This window comes from Paraburkholderia suaedae, from assembly GCF_040812055.1.
Taxonomy (GTDB): domain Bacteria; phylum Pseudomonadota; class Gammaproteobacteria; order Burkholderiales; family Burkholderiaceae; genus Paraburkholderia.
The window spans coordinates 371894-395442 of sequence record NZ_JBFOAH010000001.1 but is presented as its reverse complement, the minus strand read 5'-3'; the positions used below and the strand labels follow the sequence as shown (position 1 = coordinate 395442).

24 protein-coding genes are annotated in these 23549 nt (G+C 65.4%); 11 read left to right on the top strand and 13 right to left on the bottom strand.

Going from position 1 to position 23549, the window contains the following annotated elements; translation table 11 throughout:
* Positions 1-390: 390 nt before the first annotated feature.
* A complete protein-coding gene (corA, locus tag ABQJ48_RS01730; protein ID WP_367835546.1) occupies positions 391-1368 on the bottom strand; it encodes a magnesium/cobalt transporter CorA in 978 nt (325 codons plus the stop codon).
* A 373-nt stretch (positions 1369-1741) separates the two neighbouring features.
* Between corA and ABQJ48_RS01725 the strand changes: the two genes are divergently transcribed.
* Positions 1742-1891: a cytochrome bd oxidase small subunit, CydX/CbdX family gene (locus ABQJ48_RS01725; RefSeq protein ID WP_367835545.1), complete on the top strand. Its 150-nt coding sequence runs from the start codon at positions 1742-1744 to the stop codon at positions 1889-1891.
* Positions 1888-2508 carry a P-loop nucleotide/nucleoside kinase family protein gene (locus tag ABQJ48_RS01720; protein ID WP_367835543.1) on the top strand — a complete coding sequence of 207 codons (621 nt, stop codon included), beginning with the start codon at positions 1888-1890 and terminating at the stop codon, positions 2506-2508. Before ABQJ48_RS01725 ends, ABQJ48_RS01720 begins: the two co-directional genes overlap by 4 nt.
* Positions 2509-2761: 253 nt before the next feature.
* Here ABQJ48_RS01720 and ABQJ48_RS01715 read toward each other — a convergent pair whose 3' ends face one another.
* Together ABQJ48_RS01715 and ABQJ48_RS01710 are read right to left on the bottom strand one after the other, a co-directional pair.
* Positions 2762-3859, bottom strand: a complete 1098-nt coding sequence (locus tag ABQJ48_RS01715; protein ID WP_367835542.1) for a saccharopine dehydrogenase family protein — start codon at positions 3857-3859, stop codon at positions 2762-2764.
* 264 nt (positions 3860-4123) lie between these two features.
* Positions 4124-4582 (bottom strand): Lrp/AsnC family transcriptional regulator, encoded by a 459-nt coding sequence (locus ABQJ48_RS01710; protein ID WP_367835541.1) that lies wholly within the window; start codon positions 4580-4582, stop codon positions 4124-4126.
* A 492-nt stretch (positions 4583-5074) separates the two neighbouring features.
* On the opposite strand from ABQJ48_RS01710, the gene ABQJ48_RS01705 reads away from it, so the two are divergent.
* Positions 5075-5578, top strand: a complete 504-nt coding sequence (locus tag ABQJ48_RS01705; RefSeq protein WP_367835971.1) for a Spy/CpxP family protein refolding chaperone — start codon at positions 5075-5077, stop codon at positions 5576-5578.
* 278 nt (positions 5579-5856) lie between these two features.
* A complete protein-coding gene (locus tag ABQJ48_RS01700) occupies positions 5857-6294 on the top strand; it encodes a PGDYG domain-containing protein (protein ID WP_367835970.1) in 438 nt (145 codons plus the stop codon).
* Between the two features lie 6 nt (positions 6295-6300).
* On the opposite strand, the gene ABQJ48_RS01695 is transcribed toward ABQJ48_RS01700, so the two are convergent.
* The 8 genes from ABQJ48_RS01695 to ABQJ48_RS01660 form a co-directional block, all read right to left on the bottom strand.
* Complete coding sequence (locus tag ABQJ48_RS01695; RefSeq protein ID WP_367835540.1) at positions 6301-6666, bottom strand: DUF3022 domain-containing protein; 366 nt, start codon at positions 6664-6666, stop codon at positions 6301-6303.
* A gap of 118 nt (positions 6667-6784) precedes the next feature.
* A complete protein-coding gene (locus ABQJ48_RS01690; RefSeq protein WP_367835539.1) occupies positions 6785-7585 on the bottom strand; it encodes a YhfC family intramembrane metalloprotease in 801 nt (266 codons plus the stop codon).
* Between the two features lie 60 nt (positions 7586-7645).
* Positions 7646-8794, bottom strand: coding sequence for a LacI family DNA-binding transcriptional regulator (locus ABQJ48_RS01685; protein ID WP_367835538.1), 1149 nt, complete (start codon positions 8792-8794; stop codon positions 7646-7648).
* Positions 8795-8840: 46 nt separating this feature from the next.
* Positions 8841-9806, bottom strand: a complete 966-nt coding sequence (locus ABQJ48_RS01680) for a 2-hydroxyacid dehydrogenase (protein WP_367835536.1) — start codon at positions 9804-9806, stop codon at positions 8841-8843.
* A gap of 3 nt (positions 9807-9809) precedes the next feature.
* Positions 9810-11093 (bottom strand): MFS transporter, encoded by a 1284-nt coding sequence (locus ABQJ48_RS01675; RefSeq protein ID WP_367835535.1) that lies wholly within the window; start codon positions 11091-11093, stop codon positions 9810-9812.
* Between the two features lie 166 nt (positions 11094-11259).
* Positions 11260-12282 (bottom strand): sugar kinase, encoded by a 1023-nt coding sequence (locus ABQJ48_RS01670; protein WP_367835534.1) that lies wholly within the window; start codon positions 12280-12282, stop codon positions 11260-11262.
* Positions 12283-12558: 276 nt separating this feature from the next.
* The gene (locus tag ABQJ48_RS01665; protein WP_367835533.1) at positions 12559-13332 is read right to left on the bottom strand and encodes a sugar phosphate isomerase/epimerase family protein; all 774 of its coding nucleotides are present in this window, start codon (positions 13330-13332) and stop codon (positions 12559-12561) included.
* 161 nt (positions 13333-13493) lie between these two features.
* The gene (locus tag ABQJ48_RS01660; RefSeq protein ID WP_367835532.1) at positions 13494-14384 is read right to left on the bottom strand and encodes a LysR family transcriptional regulator; all 891 of its coding nucleotides are present in this window, start codon (positions 14382-14384) and stop codon (positions 13494-13496) included.
* A gap of 114 nt (positions 14385-14498) precedes the next feature.
* Here ABQJ48_RS01660 and ABQJ48_RS01655 point away from each other — a divergent pair, with 114 nt between their 5' ends.
* The 6 genes from ABQJ48_RS01655 (at position 14499) to ABQJ48_RS01630 (ending at position 20756) form a co-directional block, all read left to right on the top strand.
* Complete coding sequence (locus tag ABQJ48_RS01655; protein ID WP_367835531.1) at positions 14499-15587, top strand: YeiH family protein; 1089 nt, start codon at positions 14499-14501, stop codon at positions 15585-15587.
* A gap of 152 nt (positions 15588-15739) precedes the next feature.
* Positions 15740-16477, top strand: coding sequence for a glutathione S-transferase (locus ABQJ48_RS01650; protein ID WP_367835530.1), 738 nt, complete (start codon positions 15740-15742; stop codon positions 16475-16477).
* Between the two features lie 109 nt (positions 16478-16586).
* Positions 16587-18320, top strand: coding sequence for a ClcB-like voltage-gated chloride channel protein (locus ABQJ48_RS01645; protein ID WP_367835528.1), 1734 nt, complete (start codon positions 16587-16589; stop codon positions 18318-18320).
* A 148-nt stretch (positions 18321-18468) separates the two neighbouring features.
* Positions 18469-19806 carry a C45 family autoproteolytic acyltransferase/hydrolase gene (locus tag ABQJ48_RS01640; RefSeq protein WP_367835526.1) on the top strand — a complete coding sequence of 446 codons (1338 nt, stop codon included), beginning with the start codon at positions 18469-18471 and terminating at the stop codon, positions 19804-19806.
* Between the two features lie 215 nt (positions 19807-20021).
* Positions 20022-20276, top strand: coding sequence for a hypothetical protein (locus ABQJ48_RS01635; RefSeq protein WP_367835525.1), 255 nt, complete (start codon positions 20022-20024; stop codon positions 20274-20276).
* A gap of 249 nt (positions 20277-20525) precedes the next feature.
* The gene (locus tag ABQJ48_RS01630; protein ID WP_367835524.1) at positions 20526-20756 is read left to right on the top strand and encodes a DUF2795 domain-containing protein; all 231 of its coding nucleotides are present in this window, start codon (positions 20526-20528) and stop codon (positions 20754-20756) included.
* A gap of 259 nt (positions 20757-21015) precedes the next feature.
* On the opposite strand, the gene ABQJ48_RS01625 is transcribed toward ABQJ48_RS01630, so the two are convergent.
* Complete coding sequence (locus tag ABQJ48_RS01625) at positions 21016-22065, bottom strand: LysR family transcriptional regulator (RefSeq protein ID WP_367835522.1); 1050 nt, start codon at positions 22063-22065, stop codon at positions 21016-21018.
* Positions 22066-22319: 254 nt separating this feature from the next.
* Here ABQJ48_RS01625 and ABQJ48_RS01620 point away from each other — a divergent pair, with 254 nt between their 5' ends.
* The gene (locus ABQJ48_RS01620; RefSeq protein WP_367835520.1) at positions 22320-22532 is read left to right on the top strand and encodes a hypothetical protein; all 213 of its coding nucleotides are present in this window, start codon (positions 22320-22322) and stop codon (positions 22530-22532) included.
* A gap of 131 nt (positions 22533-22663) precedes the next feature.
* Here the strand turns inward: ABQJ48_RS01620 and ABQJ48_RS01615 are convergent, their stop codons facing one another.
* The gene (locus tag ABQJ48_RS01615; protein ID WP_367835519.1) at positions 22664-23281 is read right to left on the bottom strand and encodes a TetR/AcrR family transcriptional regulator; all 618 of its coding nucleotides are present in this window, start codon (positions 23279-23281) and stop codon (positions 22664-22666) included.
* Positions 23282-23549 lie beyond the last annotated feature (268 nt).

Here is a 23549-nt window from a genome sequence, read left to right as displayed (position 1 = left end):
GCACAGACCTTTCGGAATGTCAACGACCGGCCGCAGCGTGGTACATCGTCGCGCAGCGTACTGCGGCGATGTGTAACGATGGGCGGCGCTCGATCGATTCAGGCCGGCGCGCTCAATGAGCGCGCCTGCGGCAGCGTGTGGCAAGGTACCTCGCTCGGTCGGGGCGTAGCGGTTTTGCCCCCGGCCACCAATGGAAGACAGCCGGCGGGCCGCCTATGCTGGCCTTTTATTTCGCGCGGTGCAAGCCCCCGGCAACACGAGGCCACCGACGCTTGCGCGAGCCGCACGAGCAGCCGCGGGCAGCTTCGCGGCCGCGGCGTGAAGCCCCAATCATTGACCCGCGCATGGCCACCCGCGCCCTCCGCTACCGGGCCCCGTCAAGCGAGCCGGCTACAGCCAGCCTGCTTTGCGAAAGCGCCGGAACAGTATCAGGTCGACCAGCAGCATGATGCTCAGACACAGCGGATAGCCGAACCGGAAGTGCAGCTCCGGAATGTTCTGGAAGTTCATCCCGTAGATGCCGGCGATCATGGTGGGCACCGCGAACAGCGCCGCGAACGAGCCGAGCCGCTTGGTCACCTCGCTCTCGGTGAGCGAGATCATGCCGAGATTGATCTGCACCGCGGTGACGACCATCTCGCGCCGGCCGTCGATAGTGCGCACGATCCGCTCGAGGTGATCGTACACGTCGCGGAAGTACGCCTGCATGCCCTCGCAGACGCTCGGAATGCGCCCGCCCGTCAGCTTGCTGACCGCTTCGAGCAGCGGCGAAATATGGTGCTGCAGAATCACGAGGCGGCGCTTTAACGAGTACAGGTCCTGAATGACCGCGCGCGCCGCGGCCGAATCGTTGCGCTCGAAAATGCGGTCTTCCAGCAGTTCGATCTCAGTGTTCATCGCTTCGACGATCGGGAAGTATCGATCGACCACATCGTCGAGCAGCGCGTACAGCACGAAGGCCGGGCCTTCCTTGAGCAGGCGCGGCTCGCGCTCGCAGCGGGCGCGCACGTTCTGGAAGCCAACGCGCGTGCCGCGGCGCACGGACAGCACGTAGTTGCGCGCCACGAAAACGTCGACTTCGCCGAGCACCAGCTCGCCCTCTTCGTCGACCTCGACGGTATGCATCACGGCGAACAGCGACTCGCCGTACTCCTCGATTTTCGGACGCTGGTGGCCGTGTTGCGCGTCCTCGATCGCGAGTTCGTGCAGGCCGAACTCCGCTTTCATCACGGCGAGTTCGCCCGGCGCGGGGTCCTTCAGCGCGACCCAGACGAAGCACTCGGGCTGAGCCACGTAGTCGCTGATGCTGTCGACGTCGATGTCAGCGAGCTTCCGGCCGTCCTGATAGACGGCGCAATTGATCAGCATGTTGAATTACCTTCAAAAACGAAGCAGACCGGCGGGCCCCGCCCTGTGCCGAAGCCCCACGCCAGGTCTGCGTTGACGAATGAGCGTTAGCCGCCATGTTAAGCGGCGCCGGGACAACAACGCGTATCCAATTGTTATCCTGCCTGCCGCGCTCGTCCATGCGACGCATGACAGCCACCCGCGAGCGTTCCGCCCGCCGCGCCGAATCGCCTGTCTGCGCCGCTCTTGCATGGCGTCGCGTTGTTCTTCATGATCGCTGCAAATGGACCGCGCCGGGTGCGCTTCGCGTGGCGGCTCGGCGCACGCTTAGCGCGCCCACAGGCTAAACGACCGTGCCGCGCGCGTCGGCGCAACAGCAAGCAAGGAGACCGCTATGGGGTATTTCACGTGGATGCCCGGAATCGGCGTGGCATTGGGCCTGGGCATCGTCCACGCGATCTGGCTGCGGGCCAACGGCAAGTTCTCGCGCGATCCGCGGGCCGCCGCGGCGCCGTCCACCACCGCCGGGGACATCCGTTCATGACGCATCTGGTCTTCTTTTGTGGTCACGCGGGCACTGGCAAGAGCACGCTCGCGAGGAAGCTGATCGGCCCGCTGATGCGGGTGACCCGCGCGCCCTTCTGTCTGCTCGACAAGGACACGCTGTTCGGCGGTTATAGCGCGGCCGCGATGGCGTTGGTGACCGGCGACCCGAACGACCGCGACAGCCCGCTTTTCCTCCAGCATTTGCGGGACCCCGAATACCGCGGGCTGATCGACACCGCTCGCGAGAACGTTGAACTCGGCGTCAGCGCGCTGGTGGTGGGGCCGCTGTCGCGCGAGGTGCGCGAGCGGCGGCTGTTCGATCGCGCGTGGCTCGGCATCGGCGCGCATGTCAGGCTACGCGTGGTGTGGGTTCATACGTCGGAAGAGATGGCACGGCAGCGGATCGTCGAACGTGCGAATTCGAACGACGCATACAAGCTCGCGCACTGGGAGGAGTACCGGCAGCGCCGCTTCGTGCCCAGCGGCGCGATGTGCGACGATCTGTTGATGTTCGACAACACGGCGCCAACGCCCCAGGACTATGAGGCCTTGCTCGCGCGCATCATAGGCGAACCGCGGGCGGCGGCCGGGATGATGCCGCCGGTGCCGGTCTAGCTTGCGGCGGCGTCGCTGAAACGTCGCTGAAACACGCATGCCCCGCGTGGCGGGGCATTTCCGGTGTTATCCGTGCGGGGACATACGGCTCTTCTGTGCGGCTTGATCTACGGCCGGCCGCTCTCTACAGTCCTTCCACAGGGCTCGCTCGCACGGTCCTCCACGCGGGCTTTCGCGGTCCAGCGCGACAGCAGGAATCACCGCCGCGTCGTCCGACGGCCCTCGCCTCGCGCACATCGCAACGATGGTCGAGCTACACCGTCGCCATTGCGTCCAGCGATTTCCCTTCGTACAACTGGCCGAAACGGTTGGCAAGAAAGTCGCGCAACGACACCTGCTCCTGGCGCACGAAGCCCTTTTGCGGCAGCTTTTGTTCGCGGAACAGATCGAGCACCGCGCACATCGCGCCGGCCGTGGTGATCTGGATCGCGCTCATCGGCACGCCGCACACGGTCTTCGCGAAGATCTTGCGGGTGAACACTTCCTGCACCAGTTGACCTTCGCGCATGCCGCTCACCGTGATGAACACCAGCACGACGTCCTGCGCGGTCGCCGGCACGGCGCGGCGCATGATCGTCTTGAGCGTGTCACGGTCGCTCGAAAGACGCAGATCTTCGAGCAGGAACTGCATCAGCGTGCGGTGGCCCGGATAGCGCACCGACTTGTAGTCGAGCGATTCGACGCGGCCCGCCAGCGTCTCGCACAGCGTGCCGAGGCCGCCCGACGTGTTGAAGGCTTCGTACTCGGTGCCGTCGAGCGAAAAATGTTCGAGGCCTTCCAGCGGCTGCACCCATTGCGTACGGCTCTCGCGAATCGCTTCACAAGGCTGGCAGTACTCATTGATCAGGCCGTCGACGCTCCACGTCAGGTTGTACTTCAGCGCATTGGTCGGAAACTCCGGGAGCGCGCCGACGCGCATCTTCACGTCGCGGATTTCGCTGAAGCGGTTTGCCAGCTCGTGCGCGGCAAGGCCTATGAAGCCCGGCGCGAGACCGCACTGCGGCATGAACGCATGCTCGGCGTCGGCGGCGATCGCGCGGATCGCGTGCGTGGCGCGCACGTCCTCGGTCAGGTCGAAGTAATGCACGCCCGCGCCCTTGGCGGCCGCCGCCACGCTCACCGCGAGGTAGTACGGCAACGCGTTGACGAGCGCGTCGAAGCCGTAAATTGCTGCGCGCAGCGCGGCTGCGTCGGCGGAATCGACACGCCGCGTCGGAATGCCCTGGGCGGCGAGCTTGTCGAGCGCGGCTTGCTCGCGGTCGAACGCGACGACTTCGTAGTCGCCGGTTTCACGCAACATCTGCGCGATCGTATGTCCGATCAAACCGGCACCCACAATGGCTACTTTCATGCGCTTCTCCTTGTTATCCGTGTGCTGTCTCCAGCTTGGGACGTGCGCTGCGATTCACGCGCGGCGCACGGCGGGCTGAACCCTTGAGTCACAGTCTAAGGACAAGCAAAAGCACTTCATAGGCACAAATTGCTGCGATATGACGAGCAACTTCGACGTTTCGACGAATCAATCAGCCAATATGACGAGACAGGCTCGAAATAGCGTGGATGCCGCTGGGCCAAGATCGGCAGTGCGCGGCAACCATCGGCCTCGCATGCGCGCTCACATCATCCCGCGGTCGATCTTGCGCGCGAGGATGATCGACGTCGTGGTCCGCTCCACGCCTTCCATGCCGCCAATCTGATCGAGCAGATCGTTCAGCCGGTCAGGCGAGTCGGCGCGCAGCCATGCGACGTAATCGAATTCGCCGCTCACCGCGCACAGCAACTGCACTTCTGGCATCTTGCCCAGGCGCTTCTGCACGGCAGGCCCGTGCTTCGGCCCGATGATGATGCCGACGTACGCGACGATGCTCGAGTCCAGCACGTCCTGGCCGAGCCGCACGCTATAGCCGGCGATCACGTTGCTGCGTTCGAGCCGCGCGATTCGCGAGATGACGGTGGTGCGTGCCACGCCCAGTTCGCGAGCCAGACTCGCGACGCTTTCGCGCGCGTTGGCTTGCAGCAGCGCAACGAGGTTGCGGTCGAGGTCGTCGAGCTGGTCGAGGCGCGGAGGTCTCATCGTGGAAGAAAGAAGTGGGTCGGGGTGCAGCGGATTATCGCGCGTCCGGGGCGCGGGATGTCGATGGCGCCGACGTAAAGTTCATGCGCAAAACCAGCCCTAAAGTTCACGCGCAAAACCGCATGCTTGCCAAACACTCGGGCCGCTGCGAGTTTCCGAGTGCACGAGACGCTCAGGCATCTTGAACACACATGCGAGGACATCTTTGATGCCGTGGCCGCCGAAACATCGCAGCAGCCGCTGTCGCTCTTGAGCCCTAGGCTCGTTGGCAGCGACGAACGCCAACGAAAGCAAACTGGAAGCGCCAGCTATTTCCCCATCGTTTCTGTTGTAAGCGTTTGTCGCATAACAGCCGCATTGCAAGGAGATCGTGTTACTAATACTGCCGACGGAAACGGGGGCAGCCGGCCGCCGTGCGTTGCCAACGGTCGACGCGTAGCGGGCCGCTCGCCACCCGCCCTATCCCAATTCGAACAGACATCAGGAGTTTCGATGAAAAAAGCACTGGTAATGCTGGCCACCGCCATTTCCATGAGCGGCGCGTTCGCACAAACTTCCGCGCCGGCCTCGGCACCCGCAGGTGCGGCTTCCGCGCCGGTCGGCAAGGCCGGTCATGAGCGCAACGTCGAAGACCGCATCGCCTATCTGCACGCGCAGCTAAAAATCACCCCGGCGCAGGAATCGCAATGGAAGACGTTCGCCGACGTGATGCGCGGCAACGGCGAAACGATGGGCAAGCTGTTCGAGCAACGCAAGGCTGCCACCAACGTGAGCGCGCTCGACGACATGAAGCAGTACGCGACGATCGCGCAAGCGCATGCGGACGGCATGAAAAAACTCGTCGACGCATTCGAGCCGCTGTACAACAGCATGTCGCCGGAGCAGAAGAAGCTGGCCGACGTGACATTCCATCAGCACGGCGGCGGCCATGATCACCATCGCAAGGGCAAGGCGGGTAATGCCGAGTCCGCCAGCGACGCGACGGCGAAGCCGTAAATAGCGCATTGCCCTGCGCGCAGCGGCGTTTGGCGCGGCGCGCAGGCGGGTTTTTTGTGATGGGCGACTCGTGCCGCCTATTGCGAAAGCGCCTGAAAGAAACCAGAAGAGACCGGCCGCCAGGCGCATCTGGCATGATGCGGGTAAGCGGCGTCAGCGTACCCGGTTCACAACACGGCCATGACACCTGGCGCATATCGAACGCCATGTCGGGCGCCAGACCGGACGCAAGCGCCGCGGTCCATCTTTCCATGCTCGCCGGCCTCTCCTCCCGCCTTATGACCGAACTCAAAAACATCGATCTGCGCCAGCACGCCCATGCGCAACGCGTCGTCAAGGACGAAACGGTACGCGTCGCATTTGCCGCCGTCGAGGGCGAATTGATAAGCCTCGAAGGCCCGAACCGCTATAGGGTCGGCGATGCGCTGATCACCGGCTCCACGGGTGAGCGCTGGGTCGTGTCGCGCGAGCGCTTCGACGCGAAGTACGTTCCCGCCGACATCGCGCTCGCGCACGGCGAACCTGGCGCGTATCGCAACCGCCCCGCTGTCGTGCTCGCCATGCAGATGAACGAAGCCTTCTCGCTCGCGCGCTCCGCCAACGGCGGCGACGTGTTGCGCGGCGCCGCGGGCGACTGGATCATGCAGTACGCACCCGGCGACTACGGCGTGGTCCAGGCCGCGCGCTTTGCAAAGGTCTACCGGCGCGCGGACTGAGTCACCTCAGGCGAACTCGTCGCCCAGTTCCACGGTGACCTCACGGGGCACCGGCTCACCGTTCGCGTACTGCTCTTCGAGCGAGCCGAGGCTCGCTTCCACGTACGCGCGCAAGACCGCAAAACTGCGCCCTCGCAGGCGTGCCGGCATCGCACGGTAACGCGCCAGCGCGGCCGGTGCGATTGCAACAGTCATCACGATGCGACGCGCGGTCGCGCCGAAACGCATCGCCACCCAGTGAATCGCCAACGTAGGCGTGCCGTCCTCGGCCGCGCGCTGGATGAATTGTGTCTGCTCGGGAAACAGATCGCTGATCACGCGCGCCAGCTCCTCGAACTCGGGATTGGCGCAGTCGTATTGGTAGGCTTCCATGGGGTCTGCCGGAACATACTGAAGGTGGGCCGGAAAGCAGGCGGATTTTAGGCAAGGACCGAGGTTTTAGCGACCCCACGGACTCTACGGAGACTGCGCAGTCGGGTAAGGCGCCGCATCACACGGCTGCCGCACGACGCCGGAAGGTCCGCATCAGCAGGCCCGCGACGACCACCGCGCCCAGCGCATACACCGCATCCACCGCGCCGAGCGGCACGAGCCGTGCCTGGAACATCGCAGCGGGCACGTCGACGAGCGCATGCAAGCCGATCGCGACCGGCAGGATGCCGCGCCAGCCCGCTCGCACGCCGCGCCACATCAACACCGACAGGCCGATCTGAAACACCAGCGCGGCCACCCGTTCCAGCGCGAAAATGCCGGCCGTCTGGGGACTCAGGCTCGCGAGGATCAGGTGAATGCGCATCAGCGAGTCAGGTGGCAGATTGCTCAGGTAGCCGTCGAGCTGTCCGCGGTTTTCGAACACCGCGAACAAGAGCCATTGCACCTGCACCAGCACGCCGACCAGCCACGCTTCCGCTCCGCCGTGGCCGAGGCCGTAGGTCAGCGCGGTGCCGTCATCGGTAGGCGCGGACTTCGCCGCGGCGCGCTTGAGCAGCAGCCGTATGCCGATGAAGCGTCCCACTTCCTCGCACACGCCCGCGGCCAGCGCCCCGTACACGACGAACGCCAGCGGATTGGACAGAAACGCGGCGCTCGCCTCGTTTCCATGCAGCATGTAGTCGTTCAGCGCACGCTCGATCACCATCGCGAACAGCGCGAACACGGCGATGCCGGCGATTGCGTCGCGCGGCCGCAGTGCGAGCGGCCGGCGCAGACGGCGGTAAATCACAAACGGTAACGCGGCGACGAACAGCGTGGCGAGCGCGAGGCTCGAAAGGGTAAGCGGTGCAACGACCATGAGTTTCCTTGCGATGAACGGCGCACACTGGCTGCGCGCCGCAGCCCGAATGATCGCAGATCAGCGCGAAGTTGACGCGCGAACGATCAGATCGCCCGGCAACAGACAGTCGCGTGCGGTGCTTTTCAGGCCTTCGATGCGCTCGTGCAGGAACTCGACTGCGCGATAGCCGATCTCGTAGGTCGGCTGACGGATCGTCGTGATGCCGGCCAGCTCGGCCCAGTCGGGGTCGTCGATGGAAAGCAGCGCGACGCGCGTCTGCCAGCCGGCGCCGTAACGCGCTTTGAGGTGTAGCGCGAGACGCAGCGCGACCGGGGCGTTGGCCGCGAACAAAGCGACGCGCGATGGGGTGCCTGCGGTGGGTGCGGCGCCTGCGGTGCCTGCGGCGCCTGCATCGGCTGCATTGTTTGTACTGCCTGCGCTGCCTGCATTGCCTGACGTGCCCGCGCAACGCTCGCCAGCGTTCGCCTCGATCGCGCGGTCCAGTTCCGCGAGACTACCCTCGAGCGCTGCGGGATCGGCGAGATCCAGCACCAGCGTATGCGCACGCGCGCCGTCCTGCGCGCGCATCGCGTCACGAAATGCCCGTTCGCGCAAATGCCGCGAACTGACCTGCTCGAACGGCTGCACGACGAACCAGATATCGTCGAAACCCTGCTCCAGCAAATGACGCGTGCCGAGTTCGGCGGCGGCGCGATTGTCGAGGCCGACCATGTCGGCAGACAGGCCGTCCACCAGACGGTCGACCAGCACCGCCGGAATTCCGCCCTCGCCGACCGGCCGCAGCGTTTCCTCGCGCACGCCGAGCGCGTTGACGATCACGCCTTCCACGCGATACGTGGTCAGCAGTTGCAAATAGCGCCGCTCCATTTCCACTTCGTTGGCCGCATGGCAGATCAGCGGCATGAGCCCGAGTGCGTGACACGCCGCTTCCACGCCTTGTAACACTTCGACCGTGTACGGGTTCGTCAGATCCGCGAGCAGCATGCCGATCAGCCGGTTGCGGCCGCGCTTGAGGCCGCGCGCCATCTGGTTGGGCTGATAGTCGAGCCGGGCGATCGCGCCTTCGATACGCGCGCGCAATTCCGGCGACAGCACACTCATCTCGCCGTTCAGATAACGCGAGATGCTGGTCTTGCCGGTGCCGGCTTCGCGCGCGACGTCGGTGATCGTCGCGCGGCGCGGCGTGGTTTGCGGTGGCGTGGTCATTGGCCGTCGACGCGCGGGGGCGCCAGCGCGACTCGTTCATACCGGTTCACTTCGCGAGCACCTCGCGATTGACGATGTTCGTCGTCAACTTGCCGTCGAGCGCGGCGACCAGATTCTCCGCCGCATTGCGCGCCATTGCATGACGCGTCTCGTGGGTCGCCGAGCCGATGTGCGGCAGGGCGACCACGTTCGCGAGCTTGAGCAGCGGCGAGTCGGGCGGCAACGGTTCGGTGTCGAACACGTCGAGCCCCGCGCCGTGAATCGTGCCGTTTTGCAGCGCCTCGATCAGCGCCTGTTCGTCGACGGTCGCGCCGCGCGAGGCATTGATCAGGATCGCGCTTTTCTTCATCGATCTCAGCTGCGCCGCGCCGATCAGATGCTTCGTCTCGGCCGTGAGCGGCACCTGCAGACAGACGAAGTCGGCGCTCGCAAGCAATTCCGGCAACTCGACGCGCCGCGCGCCATAGGCCTGCTCCGCGTGGGGATTCGCGCTGCGGTTGGTGTACAGCACCTGCATGTTGAAGCCGAGCGCCGCGCGCCGCGCGACCGCCCCGCCGATTCGCCCGAGCCCGACGATGCCGAGCGTTTTGCCCTGCACGTCGACGCCGAACTGGGCCGCTCCGATGCTCGCGCGCCAATGCCCCGCCTTGACCCAGTCGGCGAGTTCGACGACCCGGCGCGCCGTCGCGAGGATCAGCGCAAAGACCGTGTCGGCGGTCGATTCGGTCAGCACGTCCGGGGTGTGTGCGAGTACGATGCCGCGGCGCGTGAGATCCGCGACATCGAACTGGTCGAAGCCCACCGAGATGGTCGACAAGACCTTCAGGCGGCTCGCACCTTCGAGCATGGCCGGCGTGATCTTCGCGCTCGCGCCGATGCCGCCGTCGGCATCGTGCAACGCGGCGACGAACGCGTCGTGCCGCTCGGGATCGACCTGCACCACTTGCACATGCTGTTGCAGATACGCGAGCACGTCTTCGGGCAGCGGCTTCCAGGCGACGATCTTCTTCATCAGCTATTTTCCTTGCAACGGGGTGGCGAGCGTGCGCGCCTGGGCAACCGGCTGCGGCTTGACGATCAGCGTGAAGATCACCGCGGCGATCAGCGCCACGCTCATGAACGCATACGACGCCAGCGGCGAGCCGGTCGCGCCGTTCAGGTAGCCGACCACATAGGAGCCGACGAACGAGCCCAGCGCGCCCATGCTGTTGATCAGCGCCATCGCGCCGCCTGCGACGTTTCTCGGCAGCAGTTCCGGCACGATCGCGAAGAACGGCCCATAAGGCGCGTACATCGCGGCGCCCGCGATCACCAGCAGCACATACGAGAGCCAGAAATGCGTCGAGCCGAGCGCAAACGACGCCGCGAACGCCACCGCGCCCACCAGCAGGAACGGCCACACGAACACTTTACGGCGATTGAGTTTATCCGATGCCCACGAAGCTGCAAGCATCGCGATGGTGGCGGCCAGGTACGGCAGCGCCGACAGCCAGCCGGTTGCGACCATGCCGAGGGTCGAGCCGTTCTTGAGAATCGACGGCAGCCACAGCACGAAACCGTACACGCCGATGCTCCAGCAGAAATACTGCGCGCACAGCTTCATCACCGCCGGCGTGCGGAATGCTTCGCTGTAATTGCGCACCGGCCTGATCGCGGCCTGCTCGGCGCGCAGCGTTTCGGCGAGATCGTCCTTTTGCTGTTGGGTGAGCCAGGACACCTGCTGCGGCTTGTCCTGCACGATGAACCACCAGCAAAGCGCCCAGATGATCGCGGGCGCACCCTCGGCGATGAACATTTGCCTCCAGCCGAACGAATGCACCAGATAGCCCGACACCACCGACATCCACAGCACCGTCACCGGATTGCCGAGAATCAGAAAAGTGTTGGCGCGCGAGCGCTCGCTCTTCGTGAACCAGTTGCTGATGAAGATCAGCATGGCGGGCATCACCGCGGCTTCGACGACGCCGAGCAGGAAGCGGATCGCGATCAGCGACGGGATATTGCTGACCATGCCCGTGAGCGCCGCGCAGCCGCCCCACAGGACGAGGCTCCAGAATACGAGCTTCTTTACGCTGCGGCGTTCCGCGTAAATCGCGCCGGGAATCTGGAAGAAGAAATAGCCGAGGAAGAACAGCGCGCCGATCAGCGACGCCAGCCCCTTGCTGATGCCCAGATCCTGGTTGATGCCGGCGGCCGACGCGAAGCCGAAGTTCGCACGGTCGAGATAAGCGAGGCTGTAGGTGATGAATACGATCGGCATGATCGTCCACCAACGGCGAGTCGCAAGTGTTGAGGTCATGAGTGTCTCCTTTGTCTACCAGCGTTCGCGCGTTGGCGTCTACTCTGGTTGTATGCAAGATAGTTGCTGACGGCTTCGCAAAACAATGACGGATGCTAACGGGCGCTCGGTTGCGCTCTTGCTGTTATCTAAGGCGGCCCCGGTGAAAGCGGACTGCGGTGTGCGTTCACGCCGGGCATGCGCTGGGTACAGCGGCGTTGCTGCCGCTGACCTGTTGTGCAGCGGCGTCGATATCGGCCAGCTCCAGCGCGTCCAGTTCGGCGCGCTGCGGCAGACCTTCGGAATCGCCGATCACCTGGATCGCCAGCGCGCCGATGCGGTTGCCGCGCGCCACCGCCTGCGGCAACGGCTTGCCTTCGAGCAGCGCGCTGATCACGCCGACCGCGAAGCCGTCTCCCGCGCCGACGGTGTCCACTACGTTCGCGACCGGCTTGGCCGCGATCACGCCCGAGGCATCGGCGGTGCGGAAGTAGGCGCCCTGCGCGCCGAGCTTGACGATCACGCCGCGCGCGCCGCGCGCCAGGTAGAAAGCGGCGATGTCCTGCGGCTCGGTGTGGCCCGTCAGGATCTCGCCCTCGCCGATGCCGGGCAGCACCCAGTCGGCCAGCGCGGCCAGTGCGTTCAGGCCCTCGACCATCGCGGCGCGCGACGGCCATAGCGTCGGGCGCAGGTTCGGATCGAAGGAAATCGTCTTGCCGGCCGCGCGCATTTCCCGCGCGAGGTGGAACGCGAGTTCTCGCGAGCTTGCCGAGATCGCCGGCGCGACGCCGGTCAGATGCAGGTGCCGCGCGGGCAGCACGTAGTCCGCCGCGTAGTCCGCGAGCGACAAATGGCTCGCCGCCGAACCGCTGCGGAAATATTCGACCGCCGGGTCGCTGCCGTCGTCGTTTTTCGACTTGAGCTGGAAGCCGGTGGGATAGCGATCGTCGGTGGTGACGCAGCGCTGATCGATGCCCTCTTTCGTCAACGTGTCGCGCACAAATTGACCAAACGAATCGTGGCCGACGCGGCTCATCCAGCCCACCTTGAAGCCGAGCCGCGACAAACCGATCGCCACGTTCAGGTCCGCGCCGGCAATGCGCTTCGCGAATTGCCCGACGCCAGCGAGCGGGCCGGTTTCGGCGGCGACGAACATGGCCATCGCTTCGCCGTAGGTGATGACATCGAGTGCTGCGGCTGGGGTGTTCATGCTTGCTCCTGCGGGTTGCTTTTGCTGCGGGTTGTGCGTTTTTCCGCGGGTTCAAGGCCCCGGCTTCCGAGTGGTGGCCGTGCGGTCGCGGTGCGTTGATCGTTGTCCCGCGGCTGCGTTGCCGGGGGTTTGCCGTGCGTCTTTACGGCTCCTTTCGCCAGGGTTATGCGGAGCGTGGCGATGGGTCCTGTTTGCCGCCATCGGCGAGCCGCGAGCCCTGGGCTGCCCGCCGTTCCGTTCCACGCCCAGCTCTTTCTCTCAGGTTCCGGCCGCCCGTCACAGTCCGGCAAGCCATTGAACGTAGTGCGCCGCGTCCGCCTCCACACGGCCCGTATCGAACGGGAACTCGATACCGCGCGGCACATTACGCGGCAAGCGCTCGAGCACGGCGATGAAGCGCGCATCGTCGGCAGCGGGCGCGGCGGGAAAGCGCCGCGCGCCTTCGCCCACCGTCGTCTTGCAATGGATGTATTCGACGTGTGGCGCGAGTTCGGCGGCGGCGTCGAGCGGCGCAATGCCGCGCCACGCCCAGTTACCGATGTCGAACGTCATGCCGAGCACATCCGCGAGCTGTTCGCGCGCCAGCGCATCGAACAGCCCGACGAACTGATCGAGCGAGCCGCCTTGCGCCAGCTGGCCGTTTTCCACGACAAGCCGCACATTCGCGCCCTGCATTTGCTCAGCAATCGCCGCGCCGGCCGCATCGCGCCCGAACCCGCCCAGTTGTAGCTTGACGAAGCGCGCACCGAGCGCGCTCGCTTCATCGAGCGCGCCACTGAGCGCGGCCGCGTCGAGCCGTCCGTCGGCTGCGTACAGCGACGCGGGCGTGGAAAACACCGACCACATGCCCAGTTCGGCAATCGCGCCGCCGAGCGCACGGAGGCGCTCGGGCGCGGCGTCGGCCTCGTCGGCGAACAGTTCGCGGCGCACCTCGAAGCCGGCCGCGCCCGCCCGCCGGCTCGCCTGCGCGTATCGCAGATGACCCTGCGCGCGGATCGCAGCCGTGCTGAATGCGCTGGCGACGATCACGATCTCGATTACGTCTGTCATGTCGAATCTGCTCACTTTCGGTCCGCGATGGGGTTTGGAACCGGTTCCAACCCCGCATTTAAAAAAAGCGCCGACGCGCTTCCGATACCTGATAGTGCGCTGAAAGCCGCCTCACGCACCATAGAGACAATCCCCAGGCGCGGCGGGCACGGCGGCGTTAATCAAGCCTCATCGGCAAGACACAGCGCGAGAAACTGCTCGACCACGCGCGACGGCGCACTCGAGTACGGGACGAGAATCGACAGACGGCGTGTGAGCGGCTCCGGATCCAGCGACAGCAGGGATAGCGCGCCGTCTTCGTGACGCATCGACATGCCGGACACGAAGCCAATGCCCATGCCGGCCCGTACCGCTTCCTTCACCCCCTCCACGCCGGCAATCTCCAGCGCCACGCGCATCGGCACGCCCGCCCGGGCAAACGCGCGCTCGACGATCTGCCGCACCGCCGAGCCCGCCTCGCGCACCACCAGCGGATGGGCACCGAACGCCGCCAGTTCCGCGCGGCCGCCCTCGCTCGCCTGCGCCAACGGATGCGCGCGCGGCACGATCGCCACGATCTCGTCTTCGCGCCAGGCGTGCACGGCGGTATCCGGCGGCAGGTCGGCGCCGATCGGCCCTTCGATCATTGCGATGTCCACCGAACCCAGCGCCTCGACGATCTCGCTGGTGTTGCCATTGGCGGTATGTACGGTCACGTTGGGATAGCGGCGATGAAAATCGGCGATCAGATACGGCAGCAGGTAGCTCGCCGGCGTGGTGCTCGCGCCGATGCGCAAGGTGCCCTGCTTGAGCCCTCGCAGCGCGTCGCGATACGCATGGGCCTGGCGCCACGTGTCGCGCAGCCGCGTTGCGTAGCTCGCCAGTTGTTCGCCGGCCGGCGTCAGACGCACGCCGCGGCCGTCGCGCTGATATAGCGGCTCGCCGAACTCGTCCTGTAGCTGGCGCAGTTGCCCGGACACCGCCGGCTGCGATAGATGCAGCGCGAGCGCCGCGCGGCTGATATTGCGATTCTCCGCGACGGCCGCAAACGTTATAAGTTGGTCAGGGGTCATGCCGGCGTAAATATCAGTTGATCCGATAGATCACATTCTAAACCATGATTTTTCATATCGTTATATCTAATTTAGCATTAGGCCATCGAATACAGATGAACCAGGTGCTTGAAGATGTCCACTCCACCCCTCCCGCTTACCGCCGCCGCCTCACCCGCCTCCTCTTCCGCGCGCGGGCAACTGAACGGCATTCTTTTCGTCGCGCTGCTGGCCGCAGCCGTGACCCGCATTGCCTCCCTCCCGGCGATCGCAGGACTGGGCTTGAGCCCGCTGATCGTCGGCATCGTCGCCGGTGCCATCTACGGCAACGCACTGCGTGACGGCATGCCCGCGAGCTGGGCGGCGGGCGTGAATTTCTCGGCGCGCAAGCTGCTGCGCATCGCCGTCGCCTTCTTCGGCTTGCGCGTGAGCCTGCAGGAAATCGCTCAGGTCGGCCTGCCGGGCCTCGCGGAATCGGTGCTGGTCGTGGTCAGCACGCTTGTCATCGGCACCTGGGCCGGCATGAAGATCCTGAAGCTCGACCGCGACACGGCTTTGCTGACCGCGGCCGGCAGCGCCATCTGCGGCGCGGCGGCAGTGCTCGCGTTCGAGTCCACGCTGCAGTCCAAGCCGCACAAGAGCGCGATGGCCGTGGGCAGCGTGGTGCTGTTCGGCACGCTGTCGATGTTCCTGTACCCGGTGCTGTTCAACGCGGGTTGGTTGCGTCTCGACACGGTCGGCGCAGGCCTGTTCTTCGGCGGCACGATTCATGAAGTGGCGCAGGTGGTCGGCGCTGCCAGCAACGTGAGCCCCGAAGCGACGCACATCGCCACCATCGTCAAAATGACGCGCGTGATGCTGCTGGTGCCGGTCTTGCTGGTGGTCGGCATGTGGGTGAACCGCTCCGCGCGCCGTTCGGCCGCAACGGGCGCGCAGCACGGCGGCGCCCCGCGCAAGCTGGCGGTTCCCTGGTTCGCCGTCGGCTTCCTCGCGTTCGTGGCGATCAACTCGCTGCACGTGCTGCCCGAAACCGCGACCGGCACGCTCAACACGCTCGACACCTTCGCGCTGACCATGGCCATGACCGCCCTCGGCATCGAAACGCGCATTTCGCAGATTCGCCAGGCCGGCCCGCGTGCGCTGAGCACCGGCCTGATCCTGTACGTGTGGCTGGTGGCAGGTGGACTGGGCATCACGTGGGCTGTCCAGCACGTGCTCGGCTAAGCCCTCCCGCTTTCGAACCCACCCCGCCGCGCGCGGGGTTTTGCACATTCGGGGAGCCATCGCACGCGCTCGCACGGCATACTGCTGCAGGCGTCACCTGTTACTGCAACCCGCTCACGCGACGCGCGCGGGCGAGCAAGGAGGATCGAACGATGAGCCTGGAACTTTACTACTGGGATGGCCTTCAGGGCCGCGGCGAATTCGTGCGGCTCGCGCTGGAGGAAGCCGGCGCCGACTATGTGGAAGTGGCACGCGGCAAGCCGTCGCAAGGCCTCGGCACCGATGCAATGATGGCCGTGATGGGAAGCCGCGACGAACCCTATCCGCCGTTCGCACCGCCGTTTCTGAAGGACGGCGATCTGGTGATCTCCCAGACCGCCAACATCCTGTTGTACCTGGGGCCGCGGCTGAACCTCGCGCCGTCGGTCGACAGTCTGCGCTACGTCGCCAACGGCCTGCAGCTGACCATCGCCGACGTGGTGACCGAAGCGCACGACACGCATCATCCGCTTGCCAGCGGTCTTTACTACGAAGACCAGAAAGACGCCGCGAAGGTCCGCGCGCACGACTTCATCGACCACCGGATTCCGAAGTTCATGTCGTACTTCGAGCGCGTGCTCAAGCAGAACCCGGCCGGCGACCGCTTCATGGTCGGCGACGCGCTCACGTACGTTGACCTGTCGATGTTCCAGCTGGTCGACGGCCTGCTGTACGCTTTCCCCCGCGCGCTCGCGCGCTTCGGCGAGCACTATCCGCGGCTCGCCGCATTGCACGACGCCGTGATGGAACGGCCGAATATCGCCGCTTATCTGCAGTCCGAGCGGCGCATTGAACATAATGAGGCCTGCGTCTTCCGGCACTACCCTGAACTCGACAAGGCGGCGACGTGAGCCGCGCCGTCGGCCATCGCTCACCCGCAGCAGCGCGCCCGCCATCCGTAGCGGGCGCGCTGCTGTGGTGAGCGTCTTTTAACCTTCTTTCACGCCCAGCCCCACCGACGTGCTTTCATTCCTGCTCAAGCTGCGCACGCGCGCCCAACACCTGTTCCGACTCTCGGAAGCCCATACGATGCTGGTCTGGTCGGTGGTGGTCGGCATTGCCGGTGCGCTCGCGACCATCGGGTTTCGCGAGGCGATCGCGCTGCTGCAACTGGCGGTGGTGGGCAAGTCCGGCAGCTTCGTCGAGATGGCGCGCAGCTTGCCGTGGACGGTGCGCATCTGGCTGCCCGCGGCCGGCGGCCTGATCGCCGGCTTCCTGCTGCTGGTCGCGCGGCGCCACGCCGACAAGCACAATCACGTCGACTACATGGAAGCGGTGGCGATCGGCGACGGCGTCGTGCCGGTGTGGCTGAGTTTGTGGCGCAGCATATCGTCGCTGTTCACGATTGCGAGCGGCGGCTCCATCGGCCGCGAAGGGCCGATGGTGCAGCTGGCCGCGCTGGGTGCGTCGCTGATCGGGCGCTGGGTGCACTTCGACCCGTCGCGGCTGCGTCTGCTCGTGGCCTGCGGCGCGGCGGCCGGGATCACGTCCGCGTACAGCGCGCCGATCGCCGGCGCGTTCTTCGTGACGGAGATCGTGCTGGGCTCGATCGTGATGGAAAGCTTCGGGCCGGTGGTGGTCGCGGCGGTGGTCGCCAATATCACGATGCGCGAATTCGGCGGCTACAAGCCGCCGTACGAGATGCCGGTGTTTCCCGCGGTGACCGGGGTCGAGGTGCTGCTGTTCGTTGCGCTCGGCGCGCTGTGCGGCGCGGCGGCGCCGCAGTTTCTGCGGCTGCTCGACGCGTCGAAGGCGGCCTTTCGCAAGCTGCCGGTGCCGCTGCCCTTGCGGCTCGCGCTCGGCGGCTTCGTGGTCGGCATCATCTCCATCTGGACCCCCGAGGTGTGGGGCAACGGCTATAGCGTCGTGAACTCGATCCTGCATTCGCCGTGGACCTGGACCGCGCTCGTCGTCGTGCTGGTGTGCAAGCTCGCGGCGACCGCGGCCACGGCGGGTTCGGGCGCGGTCGGCGGGGTGTTCACGCCGACCCTGTTCGTCGGCGCGGCGGTCGGCTCGCTGTTCGGCCAGGGCATGCACGCGCTGTGGCCACATGCGACCTCGGCGCCCTACGCGTATGCGATGGTCGGCATGGGGGCATTTCTCGCCGGCGCAACCCAGGCGCCGCTGATGGCCATCCTGATGATCTTCGAGATGACGCTCAGCTACCAGGTCGTGCTGCCGCTAATGCTGTCGTGCGTGGTTGCCTATTTCATCTCGCGCGCCATCGCGAAGACTTCGATGTACGAAATCACGCTGCGGCGCAATCGCGAGCAGCAGGAACGCATGCGGCTGCGCGCCACGCAGATGCGTGAGCTGATCCGTCCGGCCGAGACCGTCGTGCTGCCCAACGCGAGCGTGCGGGACATGACGCGCGTGTTCCTCGAATATCCGGTGAAGTATTTGTATGTGGCCAACCATTCCGGCGCGTTTCTCGGCGTGGTCGCGCTCAAGGACATCACGTCCGATCTGCTTGACGGACGCGACACGGTAGCGAAAACGGCGGCGGATTACTTGCAGCCGCATTTCGACGTGCTCACCCCTGACATGTCGCTCGGCGTCGCGCTGCAGCATTTCCTCGCGTTTCAGGGGGAGCGTCTGCCGGTAGTGGAAAGCGCCGCGCATCCGAAGCTGGCGGGCGTGGTCTACAAGACCTCGCTGCTCGATGCCTATTTCCGCATGAATCCGACGCACTAGACGCCAGTCCGCGAGCCTCGCGGCGCCGTGCAAAGCGCCGCAGATTTTCTACAATGGGGAGACCGTTGCGGCGCAAGCATAAGGCGTCGGCAAAGCGAATACGCCATGACGGGCGCACCGGGAAGCCCGCCGTTCCATCGGAGCGAAGATGAGCGAACCGTCCCTCGATGCCGTGCGCCGCGACCATGCAGGCTGGATTTTTCTGCACGTCGAAGGCGAACCCTACGATCGCGGCGAGCAGCATGGACAGTTGCTCGCCAGCGAAATCCAGAACGCCATTCGCACCGCCCGGTATCTCGCCAAGTGGGACACCGGCGAAGAGTTCGATACCTTCGTCGACGCCGCGGTCGCCCAGTTCGCCAACAAGCTCGACACGGAATTCGCCGACGAAATCCAGGGCATCGCCGACGGCGCGAAACTGCCGTTCGCTGAAGTGCTGGCCTGGAACGGCTACATGGACCTGCTGCAAAGCTGGTGGCCGATGCACGCGGCGCAGCGGCGGCCGCAGCTGGGCGTGAAACCGTGGCGCGGGCGGCGCGGACATCATTGCAGCGCGTTCATCGCCACCGGCAGCGCCACGCGCGACGGCCGCATCGTGATGGCGCACAACTCCTGGGATCGCTACGCCGCGGGCGACGCGTTCAACGTCGTGTTCGACATCGTGCCGGACCGCGGCAATCGCATCCTGATGCAGGGCCTGCCGGGCTGCATCTCTAGCCTCACCGATTTCTGGGTGACGGCGGCGGGGCTGATGGTCACCGAAACCACCATCTCCAACTTCGCCGGCTATGACCCTGCCGGCGCGCCGGAATTCTACCGTTCGCGGCGCGCGTCGCAATACGCCGACAGCATCGGCGAATGGTGCGAAATGTTCGCGCTCGCCAACAACGGCGGCTATGCGAATAGCTGGCTGCTCGGCGATGCGAAGACCGGCGACATCGCGCGCTACGAACTGGGTCTGCACTATTCCGGCTTCGAGACCACGCGTGACGGCTTTTACAGCGGCTATAACACTGCGACCGATCTGAAGATCCGCAACCAGGAATGCATCGGCGAAGGCGAAGACTATACGGACGTGCGCAAGAACGGCGCGCGGCGACTGCGCTTCATGCAGCTCGAGGAAATACATCGCGGCAAGATCGACGTGGAACTCGCCAAGCAGATGATCGCGGATCATCACGACGTTTATCTCGATCGCAACGACAACCCGTGCTCGCGGACCATCTGCGGTCATCTGGAACTGGACGACGCGCGCTTCGGGGGCACCGATCACGGGCCGTTCAATCCGTGGGGGGCCAACGACGGCAAAGTGGTCGACAGCGAAATGGCGCGTGAGATGTCGTTCACCGCACGCTGGGGTCATCCCTGCGGCCGGCCTTTCGACGCCCAGGCATTCATGAAGCGCCATCCGCAGTGGAACTGGCTGAACGGTTACATGCGCGACAGGCCTTCGTGGCCGTGGACGCGGTTTGACGTGCTGCGATAGTGCGGCGCGTCGGTTCGAGCGGTGGCAAGATCCGACAATGCGCCATACTGTCTTGCGGCAAATGTGCGGCTGTTGCAGGATTTGCCATCTAACATGGTCATTACAAGCGGGCCGCGCATGGCCATGCCGCCTGAAGCCTGCACCGTCCTTTCGACGCGGGGACGGCACAGCGTTTGCTCAACTCTTTGCGCCGCATGAGCTTAGGAGGTCGGGCGATGAAAACCTCGACACTGTTGACCATGGTGACGCTGTCCGCCTCGTGCTTCGCCGCACCGGTTCATACGGCGTCGGACGGCACGAACGCGAGCAGCCTCGCTGAACGCGCCGATGCCGCACCCGTCGCGCCGCCGGCGCCGGATGTCCCCGCCGCGGGCGACATCCGGCCGCAACAATGGCAGCACATTGCGCTGCCGAAGTCGCGCCATCTCCAACGCAGGTTCACGGGGCAGCACGAGCATCTGCAGACCTGATGGCGGCGGGTACGACGGCGACTCATCGCCACGGCTGTGCTCGCGGCCACGAGTTCGAACCGAAGCCTTGCGCAGCGTGGCTTGCGATGTGTGCAATGATGGCCCGCCAGGGCGAGCGGGCGGATGTGGCTGCATTGCAGATGCTCCGTAGCTGAATCGGGCAGCCGGGTGCTCGCTGTCCTTCTGGCCCTGTGTCTGCACGCTCGCAGCCGCAACTTATTTCAATCGCGCACCAACTGGAGCAATCGCATGAGTGCCTCGGCTATACCCGGCGAATCGATCGATCTGCAGATCACCGATGTCCTCAGCGAAGTCCAGTTCCCGACCAACAAGGACGCGCTTGTTGATGCGGCGCGCGAAGCCGGCGCGAGCAACGAAGTGCTGTCGATGCTCGACGGCATGCCGGAACAGGATTACGTTGACATCGAGTCGGTCACGCGGCTGATCAGCGGAAATTACGGGCCGGGTCTGGGCGCGTAGGTAGCCGGGTGCGTTTCGTCGCCGCATCGCGAGTCGCTTAGGTCGGAGGGCCGAAGACGGATGCGGGCGTCTGCCTGCTGCTCGTACAGTGTTGGAGCGCCCGTTCCGTTCCCCGCGCCGGTGAAGCATGCGCATCGGTACCGCTTACCGGCCGTCGCCGCCCAGTCCGCGCCGATCCGCAGCCGCCTTCCCCGAAATCCCCATACGGCCCGTTGGGTGCCGATCGCGCGTCGGCGGCCGCCCCCTCCCGAAATCGCAGTCAAGCCGGCGACGACTGCGCGGCTCGCCTTCTGCTCGCATTGGCCGTCCTCGGCAGACCCCGCGTGAGGTCGAGCCTGGCGTTGCCGTCCGTCTCAGTCAAGGAAGCAACAGCCGGGTGCTCCGGCGCCACGATCCGCGGAGCGCGCAGCCGCTCGCCACCCGACTGGAAGTGCTCGACGAGGTGGTCGATAAAAGTCCGCACCTTCGCCGGAAGATGAAGACGGCTGGGATACGCGATGGAGATGTCGATCGGCGGCAAGCGGTAGTCGCCGAGCAAGGGCACGAGCCGCCCGGACGCCAGGTCCCTGGCGATCAGATAACTCGGCAGAATCGCCACGCCCATGCCCAGCAGCGCGAACTGCCGGAGCATTTCCGTATTGTTCGCGGCGATCGCGTTGACCGGCCGCACGCGCAGTTGGCCGCCGCCGGGTCCGGTGAACACGCGTTCGTCACCGCCCTGCTCGGACGGGCGGCTCAGACAAGGATGCCGCAACAAATCTTCGGGATGCGCCGGCGTGCCGTGCTGCGCCAGATACGCGGGCGTCGCGCATACGGTCATGCAGGCGGTGGTTAGACGTCGCGTGACAATGCTGGCACTACGCATGTGCCGCGCGAGCAGAATGCCGACGTCGAAGCCTTCCTCGACCAGGTCGGCGTGACGGTCGGCCAGCGTGACATCCGGCACCACGTCCGGATAGCGCGCCGCGTACGACTGCACCACCGGCGCAAGGCTATGCAGTCCGAACACGACCGGTGCGACGATGCGCAAGGTGCCGACCGGTTCGTGGTTGCGCGCCACCACCATCTGCTCCACGCCTTCGAGGTCGTCCAGAATGTGCCGCACCCGCTCCAGATAGGTGCTGCCGGACTCTGTCAGCGACAGACGGCGCGTCGTCCGATTGAGTAGCCGTGTAGAGAGGCGCGCTTCGAGATCGGCCACATGCCGCGTGACCACCGCCGCAGAAAGATCCAGCGCGCCGGCCGCGCCAACGAAGCTGCCGAGTTCCGCCACCTTGACGAACACGCGCATCGACTGCAGTTGATTCATGGGACGACTCCTGCCTCGGTAATGCCGGGCCGGCGCGAGCCTCGCCGCCTTTGAAGGCCCGCGCGTCACGGCGCGCGGGTTGCCCGACCAGCCGATTCTATCGACCCGACCATGTCCCAACCCTGACCCCACGGTGACATTCCAGTCAGATTGGCGACGCACGCGCCGCACGCCATTGCGAGGTGCGCAGCCATGTCTGCTAGGTATAAACCCTTATAAGCTGGTAACATAGCGGCCGAAAGGAAATTACCGCTATGACACATCGTTTTCAGCTTCTGGAAAAAATCGCGTTTTCGCTCGTGTGCTGGTTCGCCGCGTCCTGCTCGGCTTTCATCGCGTATGAGCGCTGCCCGGACATCAAGGTGGCGCTCCACGCAGGTACCGCAGTCTTGCGCTACAGCGGCGAATATTCACTCGGCTGCACGTCGCCGGCCGCCGACCTGTGCGCGCCGATGCCGAACGACTGATTTACCGGGTCCGCAGACTCCGCGTTTGCAATCGCCCCGCCGCGCGCGTCCTGATCTACGGCCGCGGGCCGCGCGGCTGTTCGGCTCGCGCCGACGGCCCGCGCCCACGCTAGCGCGTCACCGCGCACGGCTCACGCGTCGCGCCCGAACACCACGCGCGAGAAAAAGCTCGCCAGCACGGCTTCAGCCAGTTCCACCGGCACGTTTTGCGGATCGGCCGTGTGGAAAAACTGCACGCCGTCGCACAAGCCCATCAATCCGATGGCGAGCCGCTCAGGCTCCATCAGCATCGGCGTGCCCACCCGTGCCGAGAATTCGCGGATATATGCGCCGGTCTGATCCAGCTTCTCGTGCATGAACGCGTTAAAGCGCAGCCGGAAGCGAGCGTCGCGCACGGCGAGCAGCTTCGCCTCCGCCCACAGCAAAAAACATGTGTTCTCACGAGGCAGGCTGCTGTAGTAACGCAGGATGCCCGCCTCCATCTGTTCGCGCGAGGCCGCGTTCTCGACAATTGCCTGCATGCCCGCCTGCATCGCTTCGTGGTCGCGCCGCAGTAGCTCGATAAGAAGTTCGCTCTTGCTGCGGAAGTTCGAATAGAACGCGCCGCGCGTATAGCCTGCCGCCGCCGCGATGTCTTCCACGCTCGCCGCGACGAATCCCTTCTTCATAAAGATGGTTTGCGCAGCGTCGAGCAGACGCTCGCGCGTCTGGTCCTTGCTTTGCTCCCGGGTCAATCGTTGCCGTTTCATGCGCGCAAGTCTAGCACCGATAAGAATCCCAATTCATCTCGACATTCAAATACAGGTATGTATTAGAATGCACCTCATCATTCAAAGTCAGATGCGTATGCCGATTGCATGAACCGGTCTGCGGGTCTTCGCTGGCGGGCCGCTCCGGCTTGCCCTGTTCGTTAGCCGTGTCCAGTTGGGGTATTCGTGAAGCGTCCCGGTTCTCCCGCATCACTCAGGCTGCGCCAGCAGTCCCATCGGCAGATGCGCCGCTCGGGGTGGGCCGTCG